Below are 21,420 nucleotides of genomic sequence, written 5' to 3'. Positions count from 1 at the left end.
CGCCTCAAAGGCCTCCGCGATGCGCGCCCACTCCGGCTTCTCCACCTGCTTCGGCATACCCAGAAGCGTCCGCTGCGCGCCGCGCCCCCGGCAATCCCTCACGGCACGTCGTTGGCCGGACGGTTACGCGTGACCGGACGAACTGGGCGAGGATGAAGACCTTGGTGGACCGATGGCTTCCGAAAGCTCGTATCCAGCACCCTTGGCCTGAAGAGCGGTTCGACGTCACCACTCAAGGCAAGAGCCCAGTGCGTTAGCAGCGCCCGCTGGGATCTGTGCGGGGGGCGGCTCCAGCCTTCACGGGTGAAGAGCCGTCCCTACCGCGACCCGTGAGCATGCAGTGACATGGCTGGCGCCTCCCGCCGGGCAGCTGCTCGTGCCGTAATGGTCGTTCGCGCTGAACAACCATCCCGCGCGAAGGGCCAGGCGGCTTTGTGAGAGAAAGGTCTGCCCTGAACGAGGCTGGAACTCGAGCCCTCCCGTCAGCGCCACGCCAAACGGATCGCTGCTGCTGCCGGAGGACAGGACGTCCTCGAGTCCCCTGAACCCGAGTGCACCCGCGAACCTGAGCCCGGATGACAGCGGCATCTCGGAGACTCCGACGCTCAGGCCAACCTCGCTCGCGGTGGGGCCCATCGTGATGTGCAGCGACATGCGCTGGGGCTCGTAGCTGATGCTGTCCACCGCGAGCTTGCTGGCGAAGCGGACCGTGGGCCTGTCGGCGGGAGGCTGCACCGCCGCTAGCCGGGTGGGCTGAATGCCAAAAGCATGGTGAATGCTCGGGCGGCCTAGTTACTTCGCACGCCTGCGTTCTGCGCCTGCGCAGCCGTGTCGAATACGTTAACTCTGACTTCTCTTCGCGCTGCTTCAATCCTCGCTTCTTGTTAATCCTGTCCTCGCTTCTTGTTAATCCTGTGCTGGATATCATTGGCGCTGTCATGGGCAGTTCCAAGATGCGAAATTTGGTTGAAAGCCGTGATCAATCACGCCTGGTAGTTTCATATTTGCCAAGGGGGGCCAGCCATTTGTGATGTTTAAGTAATGGTGGCCAACCCAATGCCGTTGCGCAGTAGGTATCTGAACATCCCAATGGTCGAGTGCTAAAAAGCCCGGTGAGCGTACCCATCCACGACCAGCAGAGTCCACGCACGCCGGCCTACCCTGAAGTGTGCTCACTATTGGAGTGACCCCAGTTGGCCGAGGTTTATACCAGTCCCGAGGAGCACAGAATGGAAATCTGGCACCGTCGTGAGACGATGGAAGCCGGTCGTCGTAGCGGCATGTCCAGTTCACGTCAAGGTTCCTCATGCTGGAAATGCAGGGTATTCGAACTGTTTTTTGTGCTGAGAGGACCCGAAGATTCCAAGTCGTCTTTTCTGTAATTGCGCCAGGCTGCGCACCGTGCCATTTTAGGTTTCGATTCTCAACTAGCCGAACTAGAAATAGAATGTCGTGTCCTGCGTCAATTAGTCCTGAAGCACAGATGACAGCGTCGTTCGTCCAGTTTCCTGGTACTGGATTGAGTAGTTCACGGAAACTCCATGCCGTGACACGCTGCGGTTTCGTCCAAAAAACCTGTCTCACGCGACGACGAAGGCTGCGAACAGCTTGCTGGACACTTGCGGACTGGTGTTTAGCGAGAAATGGCTGAATTAACTGCTGATCGAGTCGTTTCCAGTATGGTGTGTCGGCGATGGAGATGTTTCCTGCCGTTATAACGTTGACGACCTGCGCAAGGTCTCTTTCGATCGCAGTTGTGGAGCGCACGGCCACGCCGGATAGAGCATCTGAAAACAAAGCGGGATCTATCATGGCTAGCATCGATTATTCTCCATTGTCCTCGTCTGGAGAACGATGCTCGATTTCAACACCTTCATATATGGTGGGCGCTGGGGCTTTGTGGATACGCTTTAGATAGATTGCATCTTCTTCATCAAGCGCGCGATCCATGAATTCCTCAGGCCATTGCTCCGAGCCCTCTCCAGAAGGAGTGAGTAATGTCTTTCGTACTTGGCTCAGGCCGTCCTGTTGCGTGACCTCGAGCACTGCTACATTACTGCAGAGCCACTGTTCGATAGCGCTGTTGGCCGGTGCGGCAGCTGCTAGACGACGCAGTCGTCGGATTAGATGGTCGCCGTGTGTTTCGATAAGCCACTGGCGCCCGCAGATGGCAGTAGAGATAAAGAAGTGAGCGAGCCGAGCATGCACGGCAGGGTGCAAATGGCTCTCAGGCTCCTCTATTGCGATGTGGTTAATCTCTTGGATCTGGTGCAAATATGCGCCAAGTGGGACGTCACCTCCCAGATCCTGATTCGCAAGAGGGTCGCCAAGCAGGCCTAGTTCAATGATGGGGAGTAAATATGAAATGCCTCGACCAACATGGAAAAGCGAGGCTTTTCCGAAGTGAAGAATGAAGCCAATGTTTGCGATTTCCTCCATCGAGAATCGAGATGGTATTCCCAGAAAGTCAAAAATCTCCCCGATTGCTTCTATGAGCGGCTTTTGTTTGACTATTTCGTCCTGAACTGTGCCGTCATTGAGAAGGTCCACTGGTTTCAGGTAGTGAAATGCGTCGCGTCCGCGACTGTGTAGAATTTGCGCCGCTCGTTCGCCAGAAATCCCGACGTCGGATAGTTCTCCCCCGGCGGGCTGATAAATAGACTGTGGTGTTGGGCGGGCCGAGGATAGGTATGAGAGGCGACTGAGTAGATATTGCAAATCAGCGAGCGGTTGGTCGTAAATCAACAGGAACCCGTTTGCGCGCCCTCGATCAGAATTGCGCGGGCCAACCTTTCTCCGGTCGACTGAAACAAAGGGCAGGAAGTGGACCCACTCGACTTCAAGTTTGCTTAGTCCAGGGTCGTTTTGCCAAAGCACGTCATAGCCACCGTCGGGTTTCAGGACCAGGGAGAGCGTTGGATTTTCAGTTGTTTCGGTCTCTTCGACGTTCCAAGAACGAAGTTCAGTGCGTGTTGTGACAATTCGCTTGTCGCGAGTGGCATAGTTAATTTCAAGTCGTGTTCGCATCTCTATGGACGGGGGAGGGTTTTTTATCCATTCGATGCCGCTGTTTTTGGCGAGTTCGTCCAGGTCAGGATTTGCTGCGCGATCCAGCGCTTCTTGGATGTTGACCGTTGAGAGCCATTCGACGGCTAGGGTCGGACCTTCGCCGTCAGTTCCTAACTGCCATCCGTGTGTGATTTCGGCCAAATCACCGGCAGGAACAGGAACAGTGCCATGTAGAGTTAGTGGTTCGTTTCCTCGTACTTGGTCTATTGTTTGCTTTAGTAGAAGCAGGGCTTGGATGATGCTGCTTTTCCCGCTGTTGTTGCGGCCAACCAGAAGTGTTAGTGGATGGAAATCTATTTCCACTGCGTCGGGGCCATAGGATTTGAAGTTCTTGAGGAATAGTTTTGATAGGCGGGCGCGACTCATTTGTGCTCCTGATTGATGGGTTGTGTGCTTACTTCGTGTTTCACGCGATGCCCTACGGCTAAGGGTGTATGGAAAGGTTGGGATTGGCGGTTGCTGTCAAGTTCCCTTTCGAGCATGGGGAGACAAGGCAAAGGCGTGGTTCGGACATTGCTGCTGGACTGCGGCGTGCGTGATGGCATGAATCAGTTGCGCTAAATTCGAACTCGCGCTGAATGCAGAGAGACGAAATCCATTTGGACCTCCTTGTTGTGCGCTGCGCCATTGATTTCTGGGGCTGATTTTGTTCCGGTGGGTTCTCATTAAAGCCCAAGCTCCAGGCCGATGCCTGGGGCCACGGACCAGAGCGTCTTGCGCGACCCGGTGCTCGGGTACCACTCACCGACCAGCTGGGCGCAGAGGAACTCCAGGAAGGTGATGCCCACGAGCCCCTGGACCACCGGTCGTGAGCACGCGGTCACGTGGCTGGCGCCTCCAGCCGGGCAGCTGCTCGTGCCGTAATGGTCGTTCGCGCTGAACAACCATCCGGCGCGAAGGGCCAGGCGGCTTTGTGAGAGGAAGGTCTGCCCTGAACGGGGCTGGAATTCGAGCCCTCCCGTCAGCGCCACGCCAAACGGATCGCTGCTGCTGCCGGAGGACAGGACGTCCTCAAGTCCCCTGAACCCGAGCGCACCGGCGAACCTGAGCCCGGATGACAGCGGCATCTCGGAGGCCCCGACGCTCAGGCCCACCTCGCTCGCGGTGGGGCCCATCGTGATGTGCAGCGACATGCGCTGGGGCTCGTAGCTGATGCTGTCCACCGCGAGCTTGCTGGCGAAGCGGACCGTGGGCCTGTCGGCGGGAGGTTGCACCGCCGCGAGCCGGGTGGCCGCGGCGCCCAGTGCATGGCGGATGCGCAGGACGGCGAGGTCGCCTCGGCCTTTCGGCACGCTCAGGTCGTGGAACCCGAAGCCATAGGCGCCCAGCAGCCGCATCGAATACGACAGCTCCGATTCGTCCTTGCGCTGCTTCCAGTCTGGCCACTCGGTGGGCTGAAGGCTTGGGACATGCGGCGGCGGCTGGCCCGCGATGGCGCGGTCACAGTGCGCGTTGCGCCAGGTGCCTGGGGGAACGATCGCGGCGGACTTGCTGCATGCGTCGTAGAGCTGGTCCAGGGACATCTGCAACAGCGCCCGGAAGTCCTCCAACGCTTCGCCCTGACAGGCCTGCTCCGCGCTCGGTAGCGAGTCGTAAACGGCGCTCATGCAAGCGAAGGGCTGCCATCCGCCAAGACCATCCATTGCCGCCGCATGAGGCCGCTCCGCTGACGTCCGCCCTTCGAGGAACGCGTCGTCCATCATCCGGCGGGCGTCATACATGCCGAGATAGAAGTCAAAGACACGGAAGCTTCGTTCAAAGAAGCCCAGGAACGCGAAGAGGGGCGCACCGGCCGCGGGAAAGTGCCGGCGGGGCAGGGTGAGTCGCTTGGCGATCTCCGGCTCCTCCTCCAGGAGCATGGCCAGTTCCTTGGAGCGCGCCGTGTCCACGAACGCCGCCAGGATCTCGGCGAGTGTCCCCGGCAGGGACGCAGGTCCTGCCCCCGCTTGTGCAGGCGGTGCGACCGGGTACTCCGTGGCGTCCGGGTCGATGAATGCGAAGGCGACGCCGGGAGGCGTCGTGCGCACATCCGGATTGGGAACGGGACGCCACTCCAACTTGCCGTCCGCGGTTTCGCGAAGACCGTCGCGAGCAAGTCCCACGGCCAGACGCAGGGGTGTGTTGTCGAAGACGCCACCATCGATGAAGAGCTCGCGCGTCGCCTCCGGAGGCAGGCAGACCCCTGGCTTCGTGGAGGCTTTCGGCGCGCAGGTCCGCAGGGGTTGGGGCGGGAACGCGATGGGGAATGACATGGATGCGAGGAGGAGTTCGCGCAGGTTCGCGAAGGGGATCTCCCCGTGGTCGTCTGTTTCGAGTAACAGCTCCAGGCGTCGGCCCTCGCGAGTGGTGTAGTTCGTCGCGCGAGGAGCGCGTCCGGGCCCGCGCCCCTGGATGCGGATGGCGAACTTCTCTTCGAGCCGAGGCAGGTCGAGCCGTCCATTGGCGGCTTGGAGGGCTCGAGGTGAAAGGCGCGTCGTCGAAACTCCGAGCACCACGTCGCAAGAGCGGTCCAGGCCTCGATTCCAGGCCTGTTCGATATGGGAGGCGCGCCGCTCCAGCGCGTCCCGGGAGAAGACACCGAGCGGCGTCGTCGATGTCGGGATGAAGAGGTCGTTGAACCCGATGGGAACCCAGATGTCCCAGAACAACGACTGGCCCGGCGTGGACGCATCCACGCCACAGGTCGCCATGATCGCCAGCAAGGCATTGAGGCTTCCCGCAGAGGCGCCCGTCACGAGCCGCAGATCCACGGCGCGTTCCCCTTGGGAGGACGTCCCTGAGTAGTACAGGAACCCGGCCTCATACGTCCCCAGGGACACGCCGCCGCTTACGGTCAGAGACACGGCCTTTGGGGTCACAGACTGAAGGGCCGGAAGAACTTGGGCATTCGCGTTAGTCGCCATCAAGAGCAGCAAACAGGCGAAGGCGCCGAACCTCAAGACTGTAAGTCTATGCCTACGAGACGTGTCGAGCCTCAATTCACTGTCCTGGCGTGTTTTGCCATGGCGCCATGAGCCGATTGTGTTGCGCGAATCGTTCACGGGTCGCGCCACTCGGCTGCTTGAGAATCCTCATCCTCTGATTCCCAATCGTAGCGTTCCGCAAGCTCTCGGGCCAAGGTCGCGGCAACCGAGAACCCCTGAGCCCGGAGTTCTACCTCATCCTTACGAAATCGAGTGGCGAGGTCTCGTTCCTGCGCTCCTCCTTCGTCTGAAGACCTCATGACCAGCCCGCGCAGGTTCCACTTGGCTGTGCGCATGAACCTTCTCAGTTCTGGATGGATTCCTTCCTCTAAGAGATTTCGTGCTGCGCGACAAGGCCATACACCGTCTAGACTGGGGGATCTTGCTAAAACGCAGGCTAGTTGCCGCCATCCCATTTCCCGCAGCGCGGTCGTCGTGAGTTCCTGCCCGACCGCACGACACCAAGCTTCTACGACAGCGTCTCTCTCTTCCGGCGAACTAGCCTGTTCCCCCGGTGTCCCCTTCCATGTATGGAGGATGTCGAGCGCAGCGCGTCGGCTATTGGTTTGTTTTTGGAGGTCGCTGTCTGTTGCCATGTCTTCGTCAGGGGAATGCGCCAGTGATACTGCAAGAGCAAAGAGGCGAGGCGTTTCTCCGAGAGCACGAAAGAGGCGTGGTGTGCCACCGAACTGGCCAAGCAAAGGCAGAAAGAAGGATTCAATTCTGATGGCGCGTTCAAGTCCCCGCTCCTCAAGTTTCCCCAGCATGCCGAGGACGTTGTTGATGCGATAGCCAATGCCGCCGGGTGTGCTGAGAGTTCTGAGTGAGTCGGCATCTGCGATACACGCCTCCAGTGTTTCAAGTATGATCTCTGATGGAGGCGGGTCATCGTGCTTACGGTTCCAGTGGCTCAGTACGACCAGGGCTGATGCGGGCCGACTTGCTTCAAGTAGGCGTCGTATGGCGTGTAGGCGTTCGTTCCTTGTGAGTTCTCCGTAGATGTCTGGGCCGAGCAGCTTCCAGTATGTTTCGGGCAACCCATTCCCCACTTGCTCAATCAAGCTCCACAATGAGGTTCCAGGAACAAGGTCAGCAGTCGCCCGCGCTGCATCGTTCATGCGCCCATTTTGAACGAGGTACTTGAGTGCGGACATCAGCCATGGAGTTCCCGAATGATTGTGCTTCGCTGCGATGAAGCCGCGCAAAAGATCGCTGTGCTGGTCATCAATGCCAACTGGCAGATTCAGGAGGAGATCCTCAAGGCTGTAGTGTCCTAACTCACCAAGTGCGAAACCAAGCAGCGCTGGCGATTCTGCTTCGTAGATGAGTCGATGTAGCTTGCTTAGGAATTCTGGGTCTTCAGCGAGTAGTTGAAGGGATTCGTGGCGAAGCCGCATGTGACAGAGTTCCATCTCCTGCGGTTCAAGCTGGGCCGCCTGGGGAGCGCGAGGATTCGGCGCGAAGAGCCAAGCTATACGTCCAACTGCGTCCTCTGGCTCAAGTGCCTGGTATATGCGACGCGCTTGGTTCTCCTCGTCGTTGGAGTGGTGCCCCCCATACTTTGCCTCCACCAAGATTTGTACAAGGTGCTCGCGTGCCGCTCCCCAAACGCGTCTTGTCTTGTCGCGGCTGCGGACCACTGGCGCATGAATAAGTAGTTTCCCCAGTACTGAGGTTTGTGCTTCTATCGGCCAAGTTCCAGCCTGACTGAGGATGTCAACCCAATACTCTGGTTCTTCTCCAGCATAGCGCAGTAGGGAGTCTAGGACGCCAGCCTGCATCGCCATGTCATTCTGAGGCCTGTCTGATCGACGTCGAGAAGGTAGTTCTGGAAGGAACGCCGGCCTGTGAGTTCCACGCCAGTCGCTTAGTGGCGTCGGTATTAAGTCAAGGCCCACCTTCCATGCCACTGTCGGTTCAATTGCCCAAAGACTATGTAGTGCATCAAGACGTTCAGAAGTCGTAGCGAACGTCTGCGGCCACACTGGGTTTAGGAGTGCCTTGAGACTGCGCGCGGGGCGGTTGTCCACCGGTCCTCCGGGGTCTGCCGCTGCAAGCCGTGCGAGACTATGCACCACCCGGCGGAGGCGAGATGGTTCCCACGCGAGCGTCTCGAGGGCCCAGAGTAATGGAACATGGGGAGTAGGGCCGAAGCCTTTGTGCTCCGCAGCAAAGAGCCCAGCTACACCCTGGCTTTCACGAGCAGCAAGACTCTCCTCCACTGCATCAAGAAATGCCTCGGGCGCAGCCTCGGCCAGTGTAGGCAACTCAGGAGCAAGCGCAGCCCAGCGCTGCCAGGGTGGAGTAAGAACCTTGCGCACGACGTTAGATACGAGGATGCGACGCTGGGCGGTTCCTCTCGGTAGTCCCTGGGTCGTTAAATTAGCGAGAATCGCAAGAGAGTCTGCAAGACCAGCGCGGAGCGAAGCGGAGTATTGGCGGCGTTTCCCAGTTACTGCGAGTAGGAATCGTTGCGTCAAATCGGCTCCGGCCTCAGGATCTTCCTCGCCAAGCACTTCACATGATATGTCTGTGAGCGTCCTTAATTGCCCTTGCGTGAGATAGCTCGCAAGATGCGCCCATGCATCATGTGCAGACCGCCACGTCCATGCTCGGTCCTTGCGTCGGATGACCCTGGTGATTTCGAGGGAGGCGCAAAAGGCTTCCACCTCGTCCACAGTCCGTCCGGAGAGGCGCTCAACGAGATTGCAATCTCCTTGCGTGTCTGGATGCCATGCTCCAAGGAGGAGCATTGTTCTCATCTCTGCTGATGGAGTAGTTGAAGCCCATTCTGCACGAGCTATATGGCCGAGTAGGCGCTGCAACGCACCTATGCTTCCACCCGAGGCCCACGTTACGCGGTGTGCTTCACCCGAATCCATTACGCGCATCAATGAGGACTGCAGCGCTGGACGCTCAAGAGGAAGGAGTTCTATGAAGTCGTTTCCTCTTGGTGACTCCTCTCGTCCGAGAGTCAGTAAGAGATGGTGCTCACGCATGGAGACAGTACGTGCGTTTGCGTCGGGGAAGCTCGCGAGGAGAATGAGCGACTGGTGTGTAGGGCTTGCAAGTAGCCACTCTAGAGATTCGGTGTTGCGAGCAATTACCACGCGAGTTGCGATGCTCTCGTTTGGCGCGCCGTCAGTTAGGGCGGCTGCGGCAAAATGGAGTGCCTCTTCGTGGGTCTCCCCCCTCACTCTTAGAACGGATGGTCCGCCTTGTGCCCAGGCGCGAATACGGGTCGCTAGCTCATTTCGCCCAGCCAATAGCGCATTGGGAGGGAGTGGTGGTGTGGTCCGCTCGCTCCAAGCAGCCAAAAAGGTGTGTGGATCGGCGAGTTGGTTGATAGGACGACCTAGTTCTTCACATGAAAACCATGCTGTCACAGAGGGACTGCATTCAAGCCATCTGGCAATATCATCAGCGTCGAGCGCTCTTACTTCTTTCCAGTAGCCCTTGGCTCGTTTTTCTTGGGCCCATGCTTCTTTCCCCGGCCAGTGTCTGGATGTGAGTGCCACATATGTTGCTGAGGTAGGGCTTATCTCAAGTGGGTCTTCTGTACGCTTTGAATAGTCATCATTGGCTTTCTTCTCGGGTCTCCCATTGACCGATAGCTCCCAGACAGCAAGGCCAGCAGGAGCGTCAAGCACGGGCTGGGCAATGTCAGTGATGCCGTCGTAACCAGCAAGGCGCACGCCAGCATCCCCGCGAAACTGGAGGCGGCTGCCCATTGGTGCTTGTGTGCTGAGCAGGCGACGAATGAGGACTGGGAGCTGTGTTTCCGCCTTCGGCGTGGCGGACCAAGTGTCGAGGTCTAGCCCAGTGATACGCAGTGCGGTAGGGACCATTGTCTGTCTTGGTGGGTTATCTCCAGGCGAGGCCTATGCTTAGGTGTGGGCCTGGGGGCGGGATGGCTTTGTTTGTCGATATGTTGGTGCTGCCAGTTCTCTTTTGTGGTTGGGAATTTCGGGACACATTCTAGGGGTGTTTCTGCTGGAGGGATCGTCGGAAGACGCCGAGAGACTGTTGGGCGCATCTATCCCAGGTGAACCTGTCCGCTCGCTCTCGACCCAGCTCTATCAGATTCCGGCGCAGGTTCTCGTCTCTGAGAACTCGTAGCGTTGTTTCGTGCCAGGACTTCGCATCGTCGGGAGGGACTCGCAGCGCCGCTTCCCCTACAACTTCCGGCAATGCAGTCGTGTCCGCTGCGATGACAGGGCACCCGGACGCCATGGCTTCCAGCGCAGGCAATCCAAATCCCTCGTACTTCGACGGCAGGAGCAGCGCCGTAGCGGCCCCATAGAACAACGGCATCTCCGACTCAGGCAGTTGCTCCAGATCGATGACGTTCTCGTGCAGTCCCACTTCGTGTGCCACCGCGCCCCTACCCGCGAGCAACACCAGTGGCACCGGCAGGTCCGGAGCGAACTTCCCCAGCATCGCCAGGTTCTTGAACGGCTTCGCGTTGCCCACGACCGCGATGTACCGCTCCGGCAACTCGTGCCGTTCCCGGAATGCCTTCGCCTCACTCACCGTGGGCGGCTGGAACCGCGAATCCACGCCGTTGTGGATCACCTGGAACCGGTACGGCGACATCTTCAGGTACTTCCCCAGCTCCTCCCGGGAGAAGTCAGACACGGTAATGAGCGCAGTCGCCAACCGCGCCCGTGGTCCCACCACGGCCTTGTAATAAATCGCCTGCACCGGCGTGTACTGGTCCGCCAGCGCCAGGTGGTTCGCGTCGTGCAACGTGGCCACCAACTTGCCCGGCCAGAACAGGGGCAACGAGAACGACGTCGCGTGGAACAGATCCGGCTTCAACTTCGCCAGCTCGTACGCCAGCAGCGGCTGCTCCGTCGGCGACAGATACCCGGCCCTCGACCGGTGCAGCGGAATCGTCGGCGTCAGGTCGCCCAGGTCATCCGGCAGGCCCTTCGCCGGCACCAGCGCGGAGAACTCCAGGTCCGGGGCCAGGGCGGGCAGCCGGCGCGCCAGCTCCAGCGCGTACCTCGCGATGCCGTGGAGCTGACCGCGCACCATTCTCAAATCGAGCAGGACAGAAGGCACGCTCCCTGGCCTACCACACGCCGCCTTCCCCCCGCACCGCCGCGCCAGTGCTAGAAGGCCCACCCGTGAAGGTCGCCCTCGTCCACGACTGGCTCGTCACCCACCGCGGCGGAGAACGCGTCCTCGACGCCCTCTGCGAACTGTTCCCCAGCGCGGACCTCTACACCCTCATCCACCAGCCGGGCAGCCAGTCCCCTCGCATCGAGGACCGGCGCATCACCACGTCGTTCCTCCAGCACATCCCCGGCATCCACTCGCGCTACCGGCACTTCCTGCCGCTGTTCCCCCGCGCCATCGAAGCCCTGCGCATCACCGGCGACTACGACCTCGTCCTGTCCTCCAGCCACTGCGTCGCCAAGGGCATCCATGCGCCTCCCGGCGTGCCCCACCTGAGCTACGTCCACGCTCCCATGCGGTACATGTGGGACCTGTTCGACGAGTACTTCGGCCCCGGCCGCACCCGCCTCCCCGTGCGCGCCGCCGCCCTCGCCGTGCGCCCCTACCTCCAACGCTGGGACCGCACCTCCACCCAGCGCGTGGACCGCATCGTCGCCAACTCCCAGCACATCGCCGGGAAGATCCGCCGCTTCTGGGACCGCGACGCCTCCGTCGTCCCGCCCCCCGTGGAGCTCGAACGCTTCACCCAGATGCCGCTCGAAGGGGGAGGGCAGGGCGGCTACTTCCTGTGGCTCGGCGCCTTCGCCCCCTACAAGCGCCTGGACGTCGCCCTGGAGGCCTTCCGCACCCTGGACACGCCTCTGTGGGTCGTGGGCACGGGGCAGGAAGCCTCGCGCCTCACGTCCGGGCCGCTTCCGCCCCACATCCGGTTCCTCGGCAACGTGCCGGACAGCGCGCTCCCCGCCCTCTACCGAGACGCCCGCGCGCTCCTCTTCACCCCCGAGGAGGACTTCGGCATCACCCCCCTGGAGGCCCAGGCCACCGGCCGCCCCGTCATCGCCTTCGGCAAGGGCGGCGCCCTGGAGACCGTCACCTCGAAGACGGGCCTCTTCTTCCCGGAGCAGACCCCCGCGTCCCTCGCCGCCGCCGTGCGCCAGTTCGACGCCTGGGAGCAGTCCTTCCGGCCGGAGGACGCCCGCGCCCAGGCCGAGCGCTTCAGCCGCGCCCGCTTCCAGCAGGCCATCCAGGCGGAGGTGGAGGCCCTGCTCGGCATGTCCCCGTCCTCCCCAGCGGTGTGACAACGCTGTCCGCGCCGTCCCCAGTTTCCCGAGGCCTGCCCGCTCGGCGGGACGTCTTGTGTCCGCTGCCCTCCGGTGCAACCCCTTGGTTTCACGGAAAAACACGTGATAGGACGCCGCGCCGGGGGAGGGGCCCGGGCGCTTGAGGGCTCCCGGGGCTCAGGGTGCGTGTCTTGCATCCGACGGACGGTCCTCGTCCCCCGTCAGGAGTCACCGCGGTGTTTGGTCGCCTGCAGCGCTTCTACACGTCCATCAAGGTCGCCGCCGACGCGGGGATGCTCGGGGTGGCGTTCGTGCTCGCGTACTTCACCCGCTTCAGCGGCGTGTTCCCCATCACGGAGGGCGTCCCGCCCCCGGGTGAGACGTTCGTCTCCCTGGTGATGGTGCTGGTCATCTTCCCGATGACGTTCCAGCGGGCGCGGCTGTACGCGACCAACCGCGCGCGCTCGCACATGGGGGAGCTGTTCGAGCTCTTCAAGGCCACCATCACCGCGACGCTCGTGCTGGTGGCGGTGACGTACTTCATCCGCGAGCGCTACTCGCGCCTCACGCTGGCCATCTTCGTCGTCTACGCCTTCACGCTCATCGCGCTGTCGCGCATGGTCATGCGCCACCTGCTCAGCGAGGTGCGCCGGCGCGGCTACAACCTCAAGTCCATCCTCGTCATCGGCGAGGAGGAGCTGGGGCTGCGCACCATCGAGACCGTGGAGAGCCACCGCGAGCTGGGCTTCCGCGTGACGGGCGTGCTGGCGCTGAAGGAGGAGAAGGTCGGCCAGTGGGTGGGCGGCGTGCGCGTGGTGGGCCACGTGGGCGAGGTGGAGTCCTACCTGGATGCCCACCCCGTGGATCAGGTCATCATCGCCGTGCCGCTGGAGGACCAGGCGCGCGTGAAGCCGCTGATGGAACAGCTGGCGCTGCGCACCGTGGACGTCAAGGTGGTGCCGGACCTGTACCAGTACATCACCCTGTACGGCGGCCTGGAGGAGTTCGGCGGCCTGCCCATCATCAGCCTCCAGGGCGACCCCATGGACGGCTGGAGCCGCGTGGCCAAGCGCGTGTTCGACGTGCTCTTCTCCCTGGTGGCCATCGCCGTCAGCGCGCCGATGATGGTGTTCACCGCCCTGCTGGTGCGCCTCACCAGCAAGGGCCCCATCCTCTACCGCCAGGAGCGGATGGGCATGGACGGGCGGACCTTCGCCATCCTCAAGTTCCGCACCATGCGCGTGGACGCGGAGGTCCAGGGCGCCACCATGGCCAGCGCGGTGGACGCTCGCCGCACGCCGGTGGGCACGTTCCTGCGCAAGTACTCGCTGGATGAGCTGCCCCAGTTCTTCAACGTACTCCGGGGCGACATGAGCCTCGTGGGCCCGCGTCCGGAGCGGCCCGTCTTCATCGAGGAGTTCAAGCGCCAGATTCCGCGCTACCACCTGCGTCACAAGGTGAAGGCCGGCATCACCGGCTGGGCGCAGATCAACGGCCTGCGCGGCCAGACGTCCATCCAGAAGCGCATCGAGTACGACCTGTACTACATCGAGAACTGGTCGCTCCTGATGGACCTGAAGATCCTCCTGCGCACCGCGCTGGGTGGGTTCCTGTCGAAGAACGCGTACTGACCCGGGCGCCACCGGGCAGGCGAGCAGGACGGGTGCGCAGGTCGTATTCGTGCGCACCCTCTCATTGGCACCGCGAAGCCGTTTAGACTGCGGGCCGACATGGGCGACAAGCTGGGATTGACGCTGGTCCGCAAGGGCCTCCTGACGCAGGCGCAGCTCGACCAGGGCATGAGCGCTCAGCTCGTGCATGGAGGCCGGTTGGGCTCCCGGCTCGTGGAGCTGGGGTTCCTCGACATCGAGACGGTGGGCATGGTGCTGGGCGAGCTGACCCGGTTGCCCGTCGCGATGGAGGCGGACTTCGACGCCGTCACGGACGCGACGCTGAAGCTGCTCAACGCGGATCAGGCGGAGAAGCACCAGGCGTTCCCGCTCGCGGTGGAGGGCCGGCGGCTGAAGGTCGCGATGGCCAACCCGTTGGATCTGCAGACCACGGATGCGCTCGGGTTCATCACCGGCATGCGCATCGTCCCGTACGTGGTGCCGGAGCTGCGGCTCTTCCACTACCTGAGCAAGCGCTACGACATCGACCGGCCGACGCGCGCGCTGAAGCCGACCATTCCGCTGCCCGCGCGCCGTTCGGTGTCCATGGCGGCTGTGGCGCCTGTCGCCCCTGTTTCCATGGCGGCGCCGGTGGTCGTGCCGCCGCCGGCCGTGCCGCCTCCGCCCGCGCCCGTGCGCGCGGAGCCCGAGGTCGCGGGGATGTTCGGCGGGCTCGCGCCGGGACAGTTCCTCAGTGATGACTCGGAGGATTCGGAGTCCGACGCGGACATCGCCGACGCGGCCATCATCGGCGAGGAGCTTCCGGACATCGTGATGGGCGAGCCGGTGCGGGCTCCGCCTGTCATTGAGGCGGCTCGGCCCGGTGGGAGTCCTCCGGCCGCGCCGCCGCGATTGGCGGCACAGCCTCCGGGCTTGGTGGCCCGGCAGGGTGCGGCGGGTGGGCTTCCGTCCGCGGCTCCGGGGCTGCCGGCGGCTCCGGGAGTTGCTCCGCCTGGGGCTGCGCCGATGGGCGTTGTGCCTGGAGCGGTTCCGCCGGGTGCGGGAATGCCTCCGCGTGCGGCGCCTCCGCCGGGAGTTCAGCCACCCGGGATGATTGGACGGGGCGGGCCCGTGCCTCCGGCGGCTCGGCCTTCCGCGACGGGAATCCCCGCTGTGCCGAAGACGCCGCCTCCGGGTATGCGTCCCGCCGCTCCTGGAGTGCCGGGGCCGCGACCCGTGGGGCCTCCGGGCGCACCGATGCCACCGGGGATGGTCCGCGCGGGGCCTCCGCCGGGAGCTCCGGGCATGCCGCCGGGAGCGGCGCCTCGGCCTCCGCCGGGCATGCCCGCGCCGGTGATGATGGCTCCAGGTGGCGCGGGGCCTGTTCCTCCGGGGCAGCGTCCTCCGCCCGCGCCTGGGGTTCCCGGTGTCGGGGCTCCTCCGGGTGCGCGCCCGATGGGGCCTCCTGGCGCCATGCCGCCGAATGCCGTGCAGGGACGTCCCGTCCAGCCACCTCCTCCGGGTGCGCCGCCGCGGCAGGGGCCTCCCTCTGGAGTCGTGCCTTCGGTGGCTGCTGGCGCACCAGGTGTCGCCGTGCCTCCTCCTGGTGCTCCGGCGTTCGTTCCGCCGCCTCGTCCAGGTGCTGTCGCCGTACCTCCGGCCGCGATGGCCCAGGGCGCGACGAATGTGCTGTCTCCCGCGACGGCTCACGGGATGTCTGGTCCGGCGAATGGAACCCAAGGCCTGTCTGGGGCAGCGATTGCCGCTCAAGGCAGTGTGCCTGCCATTGCGCCTCAAGGGCTGTCTGGGGAGGCGAGTGTCTCCGTGGGCCTCGCTCCTGCGGGTGCGCGAACGGCCCAGGCTTCGCCAGTTGCGGGGGCTGCGCTGGCAGGGATTCCCCAGGACGTGGCGGGTGCCTCAATTCCTGTCATGGAACGGTCTTCCGGTGGAGCCCAGCCCCCAGCGGCTCGACGTCCTTCCGGAGTGACTCGAACCATCACGGCGGCCGTGGCTCCCGTGGTGGCCTCCGTCGAGGAAGTCCCGGCAGCCAGTGATTCGGTGCCGGACCTCGGAGGTGAGTGGGGCGATGCATTCACTGCTGCCGCTCCCGCGAAGCAGGTGGCTGCGGACGTCGCGGATGCACCGTTGAATGCGAAGGCAGACGCCGCCATCGCCACGCCCGCCCCGAGTTCGTCGTTGTCTGAGCTGGTGCTGGACGCAGAGCTTCTCGCCGACGCCGACGTCACTCCGAGTCCCGAGCTGCTCGACGCCGCACCTATCGCGGCCACTTCCGAGAAGGTGTCTGAGTCCGCGGCGGTCCTGACCGGGGATGATCTCTCCGACGATGACATCCTCGAAGACGTGGACGCCGTGTCCGCGGAGCTGCCCGCCGCGATCGCTGCGGAGGCTGCGGACATCCTCGACGTCGAGGACGTGATTTCCGCCGAGCCACACGAGGCGCTGGTTGCCGAAGCTGCGGACGTGCTCGAAGTCGAAGCGGTGATGGCCGCCGAGCCACAGAAGGCCCAGGCCACCGAAGCCACGGACATCCTCGAAGTCGAAGATGTGATTTCCGCTGAGCCGCGCGCCGCCGAAGCCACGGACGTCCTCGAAGTCGAAGATGTGGTTTCCGCCGCGCCGCACGCCGCCGATGCCACGGACGTTCTCGAAGTCGAAGATGTGGTTTCCGCCGCGCCGCACGCCGCCGATGCCACGGACGTTCTCGAAGTCGAGGACGTGATTGCCGCTGAGCCGCACGCGCCTCAGGCCGCCGAAGCCACGGACGTCCTCGAAGTCGAAGCGGTGATGGCCGCCGAGCCACACGAGGCGCCGGTCGCCGAAGCCACAGGCGTGCTCGAAGTCGAAGCGGTGATTTCCGCCGAGCCACACGAGGCGCCGGCCGCCGAAGCCACAGGCGTGCTCGAAGTCGAAGCGGTGATTTCCGCCGAGCCACACGAGGCGCCGGCCGCCGAAGCCACAGGCGTGCTCGATGTCGAAGCGGTGATTTCCGCCGAGCCCCAAAGGGCCCAGGCCGCCGAAGCCACGGGCGTGCTCGAAGTCGAAGAGGTGGTGTCCGCCGAGCCGCAGGCGCCTCAGGCCACCGAAGCCACGGGCGTGCTCGAAGTCGCAGGCGTGATGGCCGCCGAGCCGCACGAGCCCCAGCCCATTCCCGAGGCAGAACCCGTCTGGGACGCCGCGCCTGACGCAGCCACGGCTGGCGCGAAGGACGCACCCGCGCAGGAATCCCTCGCCACGCCTGCCGCCCCGAAGAATGGCGGACTGTTGGAGGCGACGGAGTTCGCGGCCGTTCCGGAAGCGCCCGTCGCCCTCGAAGCCTCGAAGCCGGAGAGCCTCCCCTCGGAGGCGTCCACCTCCACGGAGCCTTCGCCTGAAGCGAACGTTCCGGAGGCGTTTGTCATTGCCTCTGCCGCGCAGGACGCTGAATCCGACGCGCTCGAGTTCAGCCTGGCGGGAGACTCGCAGAAGCCCTCCGCGTCTTCGGAGGCCGAGTCCTGGCAGGTCGCCGCCGCACCGAAGTCCGACTCCGTGAGCACCGATCCTCCGGCGGAGGCCCCCAGCCCCGCGCCCACCGAGGAGCATCAAGCCGAAGTCCCCCCGGAGTTCGAGGTCGCCCTCGTCTCCCACGCGGAAGTGGCACCCGAACCCGTCGCCACGCCGCCGCCCGCCGAAGAGCCCGTGGCCCTGCCGAAGCCGCGCCTCGTGGCCGCGTCTCCAGCGCCCGTCCGCGACCGGACGCCCATCGCGCTCGATGACCTGCCCACCTCCTCCGAGGAACCCATGCAGCTCGCCTCCACGTGGGAGTTCGTGGGTTGGCAGGGCGGCGGGGAAGGGGAGGGCTCCGTGGGCCACAACCCGGAGACCACCTGGGCGGACCGCGTCGTCGACCTGGACGTCCCCGCCGCCGCGCCCGCTGCGTCCGAGGACGGCGTGGCCCTGGCCTCCGCATGGGAGTTCATGCAGCAGCCGTGGCAGCCGCAGGCCTCCGAGCAGGTCGATCCCGCCCAGGCCCTGCTCGCCGCCGCCAGCGCGTCCACCGACACGCCGACGCACGGTCCCGCCGTCTCCGCGGAACAGGTCCTCTCCGCGCTCGACACGGCGGACTCACAGGGCATGGTCGGCAAGGTGCTGTTGGCCTACAGCGCGGGCCGCTTCCGCCGGGCGTTCCTCCTGGGTGACAGCTTCGGGCTCGCGCGCGTGGGCCGTGCCTGGGGGCCTGGCAGCGATCGTCCGGAGGTCACCGCGCTCAAGGTGGACCTGGACGCGCCGTCCCTCTTCACCTCCGCCCTGAACGGCCCCAGCCCCAGCGTCTTCAGCGCCCCGCAAGTGCCTCAGGACGAGGCCATCTTCTCCGCGCTGTGCGGCGAGTCCGAGTCCCACCTGCTCGTCTTCCCGCTCCACTCGCGCGGCCAGCCCGTGGCCTTCTTCGTCGCGGAGCACGGCCCCTCGCCCCTGGAGGTCGCCATGCTGGAAGAGCTGGGCCGCATCGCGGACAGGGCCGTGGAGATCTGCACCCGCCTCCATCGCTTCCCCTGAAACACGAAGGGCTCCGGAGCTTGAAGCCCCGGAGCCCTATCTCACTTCAGCTCAAGACCGACGCGGCGCTCAGCTGCAGCCCGTCGTCGTGCCGCAGTTCGTGCACTTGTAGCAGGCGCCGCTGCGCACGGTGATGGCGCCGCACTGGTGGCAGGGCGGGGCGTCCGCCTGGTTCAGGTACGTGCTGCGCGAGTTCATCGCGGACAGCTGCAGCGTCCCCACCTGGGCCGGCACCGCCGCCTGCGTCACCGGCTCCGGACGGGCCTCCTCCACCGGCGTCACCTCCACGTCGTCCGCGCGGGGCTCCGTGGGCAGGAACTTCAGCGACAGCCACCGGAAGATGTAGTCGGTGATGGACTTGGCGATGGGGATGGCCGGGTTGCCCGTGAAGCCGCTCGGCTCGTAGCGGGTGTGGCAGAACTTGTCCGCCAGCACCTGCAGCGGCACGCCGTACTGGAGCGCCAACGACACGCTGGTGGCGAAGCTGTCCATCAGGCCGCTCACCACCGAGCCCTCCTTCGCCATCACGACGAAGAGCTCGCCCGGCTTGCCGTCCTCGTACATGCCCACCGTCAGGTAGCCCTCGTGGCCACCGATGGAGAACTTGTGCGTGATGGACTGCCGCTCATCCGGCAGCCGGCGGCGCAGCGCCTTGGGCTCCGGCGTCGCGGCGGGGGCGGGCTCCGCCACCACGCGGCGGGATTCCGGAGCCTTCTCGGGGGCCTTGTCCTGCGACGTGTTGAGCGGCTGCGTGCGCTTGCACCCGTCGCGGTACACCGCCACGGCCTTCAGCCCGCTGCGCCACGCCTCGATGTATGCCTTCTCGATGTCCTCCACCGAAGCGTCATTCGGCAGGTTCACCGTCTTGGAGATGGCGCCGGAGAGGAACGGCTGCGCCGCGGACATCATCTCGATGTGGCCCATCCAGTGGATGCTGCGCTGGCCCTTGGACGGCTTGAACGCGCAGTCGAACACCGGCAGGTGCTCCGGCTTCAGGTGCGGAGCGCCCTCGATGGTGTCGTGCTTGTCCAGGTACGCGATGATGTCCTGCGACTGCGTCTGCGGGTAGCCCAGCTTCTCCAGCGCCAGCGGCACCGTCTGGTTGACGATCTTCAGCATGCCGCCGCCGACCAGCTTCTTGTATTTGATCAGCGCGATGTCCGGCTCGATGCCCGTGGTGTCGCAGTCCATCATGAAGCCGATGGTCCCCGTGGGCGCCAGCACCGTCACCTGGCTGTTGCGGTAGCCGTGCTCCGTTCCGCGCGCCAGCGCGTCGTCCCACGCCTCCTTCTGCGCTGCGTGCAGCTCCGCGCTCACGCCGTCCACGGGCAGCTGGTACGCCGCCTTGCGGTGCTTGCGGATGACGCCGAGCATGGGCTCCGCGTTGTTGCCGTAGCCCGCGAACGCGCCCTGCTTCTCCGCGATGCGCGCGCTCATCGCGTACGCCTCGCCGCACATGAGCGAGGTAATCGCCCCCGCCAGGTTGCGGCCAGCAGAGGAGTCGTAGGGCAGGCCGGACGCCATCAGCAGCGCGCCCAGGTTGGCGTAGCCCAGGCCCAGCGGACGGTAGTCGTGGCTGTTCTTCGCGATGCGCTCGGTGGGGTAGCGGCTGAAGCCGACGATGATCTCCTGCGCCAGCAGCACCACGTTCACCGCGTGCTTGAAGGCGGCCACGTCGAAGCCACCCTCCAGCGTGCGGAAGTGCATCAGGTTCAGCGACGCCAGGTTGCAGGCCGAGTCATCCAGGAACATGTACTCGGAGCAGGGGTTGGACGCGTTGATGCGCGCCGTGCCGGAGCACGTGTGCCACGCGTTCACCGTGGTGTCGTACTGGAGGCCCGGATCGCCGCACAGGTGCGCCGCCTCCGCGATTTCGCGGAACAGCTCACGGGCCTTGTAGGTCTCCATCACCTGGCCGTCGCGCACCGCGCGCGTCTGCCACGGGCCGTCGTTCACCACCGCCTTCATGAAGTCGTCGGTGACGCGCACGGAGTTGTTGGAGTTCTGGAAGTACACCGACCCGTAGGCCTCGCCGTTGAAGGACGGGTCGTAGCCCGCCTCAATCAGCGCCCAGGCCTTCTTCTCCTCGTTCGACTTGCAGCGGATGAACTCGAGGATGTCCGGGTGACCGGCGTTGAGGATGACCATCTTCGCCGCGCGCCGCGTCTTGCCGCCGCTCTTGATGACGCCCGCGAACGCGTCGAAGCCGCGCATGAACGACACCGGGCCGGACGCGGTGCCGCCGCCCGCCAGGAACTCCTTGCTGCCGCGGATGCTGGACAGGTTGGAGCCCGTGCCGCTGCCGTACTTGAAGAGCATGCCCTCCGTACGCGCCAGCCCCAGGATGGACTCCATGTTGTCGTCCACGCTGTTGATGAAGCACGCCGAACACTGCGGGTGCTCCTCCACGCCCACGTTGAACCAGACGGGCGAATTGAACGCCGCCTTCTGGCGCAGGAGCAGGTGCGTCAGCTCCGCGTGGAACGCCTCGCGGTCCACCGCCGACGCGAAGTAGTGCCCGTCCTCGCCCCAGCGGGTGAGGGTGTCCACCACGCGCGCCACCAGCTTGCGCACGCTCGTCTCACGCTCGGGCGTGCCGGGCGTGCCCCGGAAGTACTTCGACGCCACGACGTTCGTCGCCAGCATCGACCAGGAGCGGGGGACCTCGATGTCCTTCTGATCGAAGACGACCTTGCCGTCCTCGCCCTTGATGCTCGCGCTGCGGTGCTCCCACGCCAGCTCGTCCGCCGGATCCACCCCGGGCGTCGTGAAGAAGCGCTCCACGCTCAGCCCCGTGGAGGCCACCGCGGCCTTGCCCTTCGCACGGCCGCCGCGCCGCGGCTCCCTGCCCCCCACCACCGGCTTCCCACTCAGTTCCTTCTCCATGACGCCCGCCTCCAGATTCACTGAGAGTGCTGATGCAAAATTTGCGAAATAGCCAACGCCGCGAGATCCCAGGGGATCCGATGATCACTTCCA

9 protein-coding genes are annotated in these 21,420 nt (G+C 64.4%); 3 read left to right on the top strand and 6 right to left on the bottom strand.

All coding sequences use genetic code 11. The features are described 5' to 3' along the window. Positions 1–297: 297 nt before the first annotated feature. The 5 genes from D7Y04_RS39385 to D7Y04_RS39365 all read right to left on the bottom strand — a co-directional run bounded on the left by D7Y04_RS39385 (position 298) and on the right by D7Y04_RS39365 (position 11,072). Complete coding sequence (locus D7Y04_RS39385) at positions 298–735, bottom strand: hypothetical protein (protein WP_121762662.1); 438 nt, start codon at positions 733–735, stop codon at positions 298–300. Positions 736–1,824: 1,089 nt separating this feature from the next. Next, positions 1,825–3,435, bottom strand: a complete 1,611-nt coding sequence (locus D7Y04_RS39380; protein WP_121762661.1) for an AAA family ATPase — start codon at positions 3,433–3,435, stop codon at positions 1,825–1,827. 299 nt (positions 3,436–3,734) lie between these two features. After that, the gene (locus D7Y04_RS39375; RefSeq protein WP_370457312.1) at positions 3,735–5,984 is read right to left on the bottom strand and encodes a patatin-like phospholipase family protein; all 2,250 of its coding nucleotides are present in this window, start codon (positions 5,982–5,984) and stop codon (positions 3,735–3,737) included. A 122-nt stretch (positions 5,985–6,106) separates the two neighbouring features. Next, entirely contained in the window at positions 6,107–7,429 is a 1,323-nt protein-coding gene (locus D7Y04_RS44215; RefSeq protein WP_147477289.1) for a hypothetical protein, read from the bottom strand. 2,581 nt (positions 7,430–10,010) lie between these two features. After that, entirely contained in the window at positions 10,011–11,072 is a 1,062-nt protein-coding gene (locus D7Y04_RS39365; protein ID WP_233601793.1) for a glycosyltransferase family 1 protein, read from the bottom strand. 92 nt (positions 11,073–11,164) lie between these two features. Here D7Y04_RS39365 and D7Y04_RS39360 point away from each other — a divergent pair, with 92 nt between their 5' ends. The 3 genes from D7Y04_RS39360 (at position 11,165) to D7Y04_RS39350 (ending at position 18,441) form a co-directional block, all read left to right on the top strand. Beyond that, entirely contained in the window at positions 11,165–12,295 is a 1,131-nt protein-coding gene (locus D7Y04_RS39360) for a glycosyltransferase (protein ID WP_121762658.1), read from the top strand. Between the two features lie 218 nt (positions 12,296–12,513). Next, complete coding sequence (locus tag D7Y04_RS39355; protein ID WP_121752662.1) at positions 12,514–13,908, top strand: undecaprenyl-phosphate glucose phosphotransferase; 1,395 nt, start codon at positions 12,514–12,516, stop codon at positions 13,906–13,908. 99 nt (positions 13,909–14,007) lie between these two features. Continuing rightward, on the top strand, positions 14,008–18,441 hold the full coding sequence (locus D7Y04_RS39350; RefSeq protein ID WP_121762657.1) for a hypothetical protein: 4,434 nt from the start codon (positions 14,008–14,010) through the stop codon (positions 18,439–18,441). A 69-nt stretch (positions 18,442–18,510) separates the two neighbouring features. Here D7Y04_RS39350 and D7Y04_RS39345 read toward each other — a convergent pair whose 3' ends face one another. Next, on the bottom strand, positions 18,511–21,327 hold the full coding sequence (locus D7Y04_RS39345) for a vitamin B12-dependent ribonucleotide reductase (protein ID WP_121762656.1): 2,817 nt from the start codon (positions 21,325–21,327) through the stop codon (positions 18,511–18,513). Positions 21,328–21,420: the final 93 nt, after the last annotated feature.

This window comes from Corallococcus sp. AB038B (assembly GCF_003668955.1).
In the GTDB taxonomy this organism is placed as follows: domain Bacteria; phylum Myxococcota; class Myxococcia; order Myxococcales; family Myxococcaceae; genus Corallococcus; species Corallococcus exiguus.
The sequence above is the reverse complement of the archived record's forward strand: the minus strand, read 5'-3'. Positions and strand labels throughout refer to the sequence as shown.